Below are 5,644 nucleotides of genomic sequence, written 5' to 3' on the forward strand. Positions count from 1 at the left end.
GGCACATGGCCGAGCAGCAACGCCGAGGTGGTATCCACCGCCCGGTAGCGGGCCTTCATTTCTTCCAGGTGTTCGCGGGCTTCGCCGCGCAGGAAGGGTTCTTCCAGGCAGATGATCTGGTAGATGCCGTGGCGCATCAGGGATTCGTCCAGGGCTTCATCGGCGGCCGCATCCGGGCGCAGGCCGTGAACCAGTGCCGCCCAGGAGGACATCAGCACCCAGGTGTTCACCATCAGCCCCTGTAGCTGCTCGTCATCCACGGCGATGATGCCGCTGCTGCGCAGTTCCCCGTAAATCACCAACCCCCGTTCCAGCACCACTTCCACAAAGGCCTGGTAGCGCGCCGCCAGGGCCGGGTCCGCATGCAGAAAGTGGGTCAGGTCCCGGTGGAAGAACCGGTATTGCCACATGGAGGCCAGCAGCCCTTCGAAATAATGGGTCTTGATGGTCCAGGTCAGCGGCCCCTGGGGGGCTTCCAGCAGGGCCAGCAAGTTCTGGCTGTAGCGCTCGAACAGGGCGGCCACGATGGTGCCCTTGTTTCGGAAGTGGTAGTAGAGATTCCCCGGGCTGATGCCCAGGGCCTCGGCGATGTGATTGGTGGTCACATTGCGCTCACCTTCCCGATTGAAGAGAGCCAGACTGGTATTGAGGATCCGTTCCTTGGTGCTGGTCATTGTGGGCCAAATGTAGTGATTTCATTACTGCCGGTTGACTCCTAGAGTAATTACTCTAAAAATCAGACTCAAGGTTAATTTTTGATCGCCAGCCAGGGCTGGCGGTCTTGCCATCATACATAATGAAAAGCCTCGGGAGGCAAGTGACCATGGTCGCCGAAGTGAAAGATCTCCACAGCAACAACGCTGACGTCGAACGCATGCAGCAGATCTTTGCTGCCCAGAAAGCGGCCTACCGCCAGCACCCTTACCCCAGCGCGGAGCAGCGCATCGAGCTGATCAGCCGCATCAAGCCGCTGCTGCTGGATAATCTGGATGCCTGGATCGAGGCCCTCAACAACGATTTCACCACCCGCGCCGCCGATGAAACCAAGCTGGCGGAAATGTTGATCACCCTGGAAGGGCTCAAGTACACGACCAAGAAGCTGCGCAAGTGGATGAAACCCCAGAAGCGTAGCGTCAGCGCACTGAGCTGGCCGGGCAAGACCTGGGTGGAATACCAGCCGCTGGGCGTGGTGGGCATCATGGTGCCCTGGAACTACCCGATCCAGCTGGCGGTGGTGCCGCTGATTACTGCCCTGGCCGCCGGCAACCGGGTGATGATCAAGATGAGCGAAGCCACGCCGCGCACCGGTGCGCTGCTGGAAAAACTGATCGCCGACACCTTCCCGGAAGAACAGGTGGCCGTGATCAATGGCGAAGTGGATGTGGCCCAGGCGTTTTCCAGCCTGCCGTTTGACCACCTGCTGTTCACCGGCTCCACCACCGTGGGCCGCCACATCATGCGCGCCGCCGCCGCCAACCTGACACCGGTGACCCTGGAGCTGGGCGGCAAGAGCCCCTGCATCATCGGCCAGGACTTCCCCATGAAGGACGCCGCCGAGCGGATCGCCTTCGGCAAGTGCCTGAACTCCGGCCAGACCTGTGTGGCCCCGGACTACATCCTCTGCCCGGAAAACCGGGTGCAGGAATTTGTGGACGCCTGGAAAGCCCAGGTGGCCCAGTCCTATCCCACCATGGTCAACAACCCGGACTTCACTGCCATCGTCAACCCGCGTCAGCACAGCCGTCTGCAGAGTTACCTGAAGGATGCCAGCGAGAAAGGCGCGGAGATCATCGAGATCAACCCGGCCAATGAAGACTTCACCGGCAGCCAGAAGATCCCCCATACCCTGGTGCTGAACGTGACTGACGACATGCAGATCGCCCAGGACGAAATCTTCGGCCCGCTGATGATCGTGGTGCCCTACAAGAACCTGGATGACGCCATCGACTACGTGAACGAGCGCCCCCGTCCGCTGGCTCTGTACTACTTCGACTGGAACCAGGGCAACTGTGACCGGGTGCTGAAGAACACCCACTCCGGCGGCGTCTGCCTGAACGACACCATTTCCCATGTGGGCGTGGACGATATTCCGTTCGGCGGTGTGGGCGATTCCGGCATGGGCGCCTACCACGGTCCGGAAGGTTTCCTGACCTTCTCCCAGGCCAAGGGCATCTACAAGAAGGGCAAGTTCAACGCCACCAAGTTCATCCTGCCCCCCTATGGCCGTGGCATGCACAAGATGATCGACAAGTACTTTTTGAAATAACAACGACGGTTACAGGGTTACCGTTACCTTGCTGTAGGAGCGTCGCTGGCGGCGCGATAACCCGACGTGTGGAATCGCGCCGCCAGCGACGCTCCTACAGATAACCACCAACAAAAAAATAAGAGTGTGCTATGGATCAGGGACTCAATCGCCGCAGCTTTCTCAAGCTGGGCGCCGCCGGTAGTGCCTTGCTGGCCACCGGCTCCAGCCTCACCTTGCTCACCGGCTGTTCCAGCAATGACGGCCCGGCGGCAGGGTATCGCCATTTTCGCCAACAGGATGTGGACCTGCTCACCCCGCTGGTCGGCGCCGTGCTGGGCAAGGCCCTCACGGATGTGGGCGCCAGTGCCGAAGACGGCATGAAGGCTTACGACGATCTGCTGGACGGGGCCATGCCCGGCACCCGGGCCACCCTGTTCCAGATTCTCGATCTGATGCAGCTGGGCGCCGCCCGCTGGTTTATCACCGGCACCTGGGCCAGCTTTGCCGAGCAGAGCGAGGACGAGCTGCAACAGACCCTGGCCCACTGGTCCTCCAGTGATCGCGGCCTGTCGCGCATGGCCTTCAAGGGGCTGACCCAGCCCATGTTCATGGCCTGGTATGTGAAACCCGAGGCCGCGCGCAGCACCGGCTACCCGGGCCCCCCACAAAAAATCGTCGCCTGAACAGCAACGCTTTTTCTGCACCAGCCCGAAATAAAAGGACAACGCCATGCAGGATCTGTCTTCCCTGCCCATCAAGGGCATTAACGACCCGTGGAAAACCGGCATCAAGAACGGCTGGGATGTGATCGACGGGCGTACCGTTTCCTCTGACCGCACCCTGGAAGCGGATGTGGTAATCATCGGCACCGGTGCCGGCGGCGGCGTCAGCGCGGAAATTCTCACCCAGCGCGGCCTCAAGGTGATTCTCATCGAAGCCGGCAAGCTGATGAGTTCTGACGACTTCACCCTGAACGAAGGCGAGGCCTACCGGGACCTGTATCAGGAAGGCGCCATGCGCGCTACCAAGGATGCCGGCATGACCATTCTGCAGGGCCGCACTGTGGGCGGCACCACCGTGGTCAACTGGACCAGCTCCTTCCGCACCCCCAACGAAACCCTGCAGTACTGGCAGGACACCTTCGGGGTGGAAGACCTGCTGCGCAATGATCTGGACCCCTGGTTCCGGAAGATGGAGGAACGGCTCAAGATCAGCCAGTGGATCATGCCCCCCAACGCCAACAACGACGTGCTGAAAAAAGGCTGCGACGCGTTGGGCTGGGAATGGGCGGTGATCCCGCGCAACGTGGAAGGCTGCTGGAACATCGGCTATTGCGGTATGGGCTGTCCCACCAACGCCAAGCAATCCATGCTGGTGACCACCCTGCCTGCCGCCATGAATAATGGCGCCACCCTGATCCACAGCGCCCAGGCCCACCGCCTGCTTATCGATGGCGATACCGTCACCGGGGTGGAAGTGCGTCCGCTCAACAACGACAAGGTGCCCACCGGCGCCACCGTTACCGTCAAGGCGAAAACCGTGATTGCGTCCGGCGGCGGTATCCAGACCCCGGCCCTGCTGATGCGTTCCGACGCACCGGACCCCCAGGGCCGGGTGGGCAAGCGCACCTTCCTGCACCCGACCACTTTCACTTTCGGCATTTATGACCAGGAAGTGGCACCGTACTACGGCGCACCCCAGTCCCTGTATTCCGACGAGTTCGTGTTCAAGCACGGGGTGGACGGCCCGGCAGGGTACAAGCTGGAAATGATGCCCATGCACCCGGGCCTCACCGGTGCCCTGATGGGCGGTTACGGTGGCGATGCCCGCAACGAAATCGAGCGGCTGCCGAACCTGGCCTCCTCCATCGCCCTGTTGCGAGACGGTTTCCACGCCGACAACCCGGGCGGCAATGTGGAACTGCGCGATAATGGCGAGCCGGTCATCGACTATCCGGTTGACTCCTATCTGCTGGAAGGCGCCAAGCGCTCCCACCTGACCATGGCGGAAATGCACTTCGCGGCAGGGGCCAAAGAGATCCGGCCCAGCCATAGCCATGCGGGCTATTACAAAAGCTGGAAAGAGGCCAAAGAGGCCATCAACAAGTTGGCCTATGATCCGGTGATCACCGGCCTGGGCAGCGCCCATGTGATGGGCGGCTGTGCCATGGGCCAGGATGAGTCCCAGTGTGTGGTGAACAGCGATGGCAGCTACAAATACCTGAACGGCCTCTACATCATCGACGGGTCCGTGTTCCCCACCAGTCTGGGCGTCAATCCGCAGCTCACCATCTATGGCATGAGCGCCCGCAACGCCACCGCCCTGGCGGACAAGCTGAAAGCCTGACCTGCCTGCACCGACCTTGCTCCGTTGGCCCCCAACGGGGCAGGGCCCCTCCCTTCAACATCGTAGCCGCCCTCACTTTCACCCCGAAAACCTCAGGTAGCAGGGGAAGCCGGACGCCAAATAGGGTATAAGTGCGGCATGAAAACCCCGCAACGATTACAACCCCTGGTAGATGACGGTCTCATCGACGAAGTCATCAGCCGTCTTATGAGTGGCAAGGAAGCCGATATCTTCGTGGTCCGCTGTGGCGACGAGATACGCTGCGCGAAGGTCTACAAGGAAGCCGCCAAGCGGAACTTCAAGAAAGCCGCCCAGTACCGGGAAGGCCGCAAGGTCCGTAACAGCCGCCGCAGCCGGGCCATGGAGAAAGGCTCCAAGTTCGGCCGGGAACAGCAGGAAAAAATCTGGCAGAGCGCCGAGGTGGATGCCCTGCGCCGGCTGGCGGAGGCCGGCGTGCGCGTGCCCAAGCCCTACGACATGCTCGAAGGGGTACTGCTGATGGAGCTGGTCACCGACGATGACGGTGACGTGGCCCCGCGCCTCAGTGAAGTGGTGATGTCCGCCGAACAGGCAGAAGAAGATCATGCGCTGATGATGCAGTACGTGGTGCGCATGCTGTGCGCCGGCATCATCCACGGCGACCTGTCCGAGTTCAACGTGCTGGTGGACGACTACGGCCCGGTGATCATCGACCTGCCCCAGGCCGTGGACGCCGCCGCCAATAACAGCGCCGAAGCCATGCTCTATCGGGACGTGGACAACATGACCCGCTATTACGGCCAGTACGCCCCGTCACTCCGCGGCAGCCGTTATGGTCAGGAAATCTGGGCCCTGTATGAAAGCGGCGAACTGACCCCGGACAGCGAACTCACCGGGCATGTGGAAGACGACGGCCACATCGCCGATGTAGAAGACGTGCTGGCAGAGATCAAGGCGGCGTTCGAGGAAGAACAGGAACGCCGGGAACGACTCAGCGGCGACGCGGAAGACAGTGGTTATTGAACGGCCCTGTCCACAATCCGCTTTCCACGCATTTTAAAATTGAAGACA

Annotated in this window: 5 protein-coding genes; 4 read left to right on the forward strand and 1 reads right to left on the reverse strand. The window is 61.3% G+C overall.

Features of this window, described 5'->3' with window-relative positions:
• On the reverse strand, positions 1–674 hold a 674-nt coding region (locus tag HUJ17_RS16100), incomplete at its 3' end, for a TetR/AcrR family transcriptional regulator (protein ID WP_290511647.1).
• A gap of 149 nt (positions 675–823) precedes the next feature.
• Between HUJ17_RS16100 and HUJ17_RS16105 the strand changes: the two genes are divergently transcribed.
• The 4 genes from HUJ17_RS16105 to HUJ17_RS16120 all read left to right on the forward strand — a co-directional run bounded on the left by HUJ17_RS16105 (position 824) and on the right by HUJ17_RS16120 (position 5,596).
• Positions 824–2,266, forward strand: coding sequence for a coniferyl aldehyde dehydrogenase (locus tag HUJ17_RS16105; protein WP_290511667.1), 1,443 nt, complete (start codon positions 824–826; stop codon positions 2,264–2,266).
• A 131-nt stretch (positions 2,267–2,397) separates the two neighbouring features.
• Positions 2,398–2,931, forward strand: a complete 534-nt coding sequence (locus HUJ17_RS16110; protein WP_290499079.1) for a twin-arginine translocation signal domain-containing protein — start codon at positions 2,398–2,400, stop codon at positions 2,929–2,931.
• 46 nt (positions 2,932–2,977) lie between these two features.
• Positions 2,978–4,594, forward strand: coding sequence for a GMC family oxidoreductase (locus HUJ17_RS16115; RefSeq protein ID WP_290511648.1), 1,617 nt, complete (start codon positions 2,978–2,980; stop codon positions 4,592–4,594).
• 138 nt (positions 4,595–4,732) lie between these two features.
• Positions 4,733–5,596 (forward strand): PA4780 family RIO1-like protein kinase, encoded by an 864-nt coding sequence (locus HUJ17_RS16120; RefSeq protein WP_063508706.1) that lies wholly within the window; start codon positions 4,733–4,735, stop codon positions 5,594–5,596.
• Positions 5,597–5,644: the final 48 nt, after the last annotated feature.

Source organism: Alcanivorax sp. (assembly GCF_014762765.1).
Taxonomy (GTDB): domain Bacteria; phylum Pseudomonadota; class Gammaproteobacteria; order Pseudomonadales; family Alcanivoracaceae; genus Alcanivorax.

Bases quoted from the DNA above. Each gene is read 5' to 3' on its own strand.
- HUJ17_RS16105 (WP_290511667.1), top strand. From the start codon at position 824: ATGGTCGCCGAAGTGAAAGATCTCCACAGCAACAACGCTGACGTCGAA.
- HUJ17_RS16110 (WP_290499079.1), top strand. From the start codon at position 2,398: ATGGATCAGGGACTCAATCGCCGCAGCTTTCTCAAGCTGGGCGCCGCC.
- HUJ17_RS16115 (WP_290511648.1), top strand. From the start codon at position 2,978: ATGCAGGATCTGTCTTCCCTGCCCATCAAGGGCATTAACGACCCGTGG.
- HUJ17_RS16120 (WP_063508706.1), top strand. From the start codon at position 4,733: ATGAAAACCCCGCAACGATTACAACCCCTGGTAGATGACGGTCTCATC.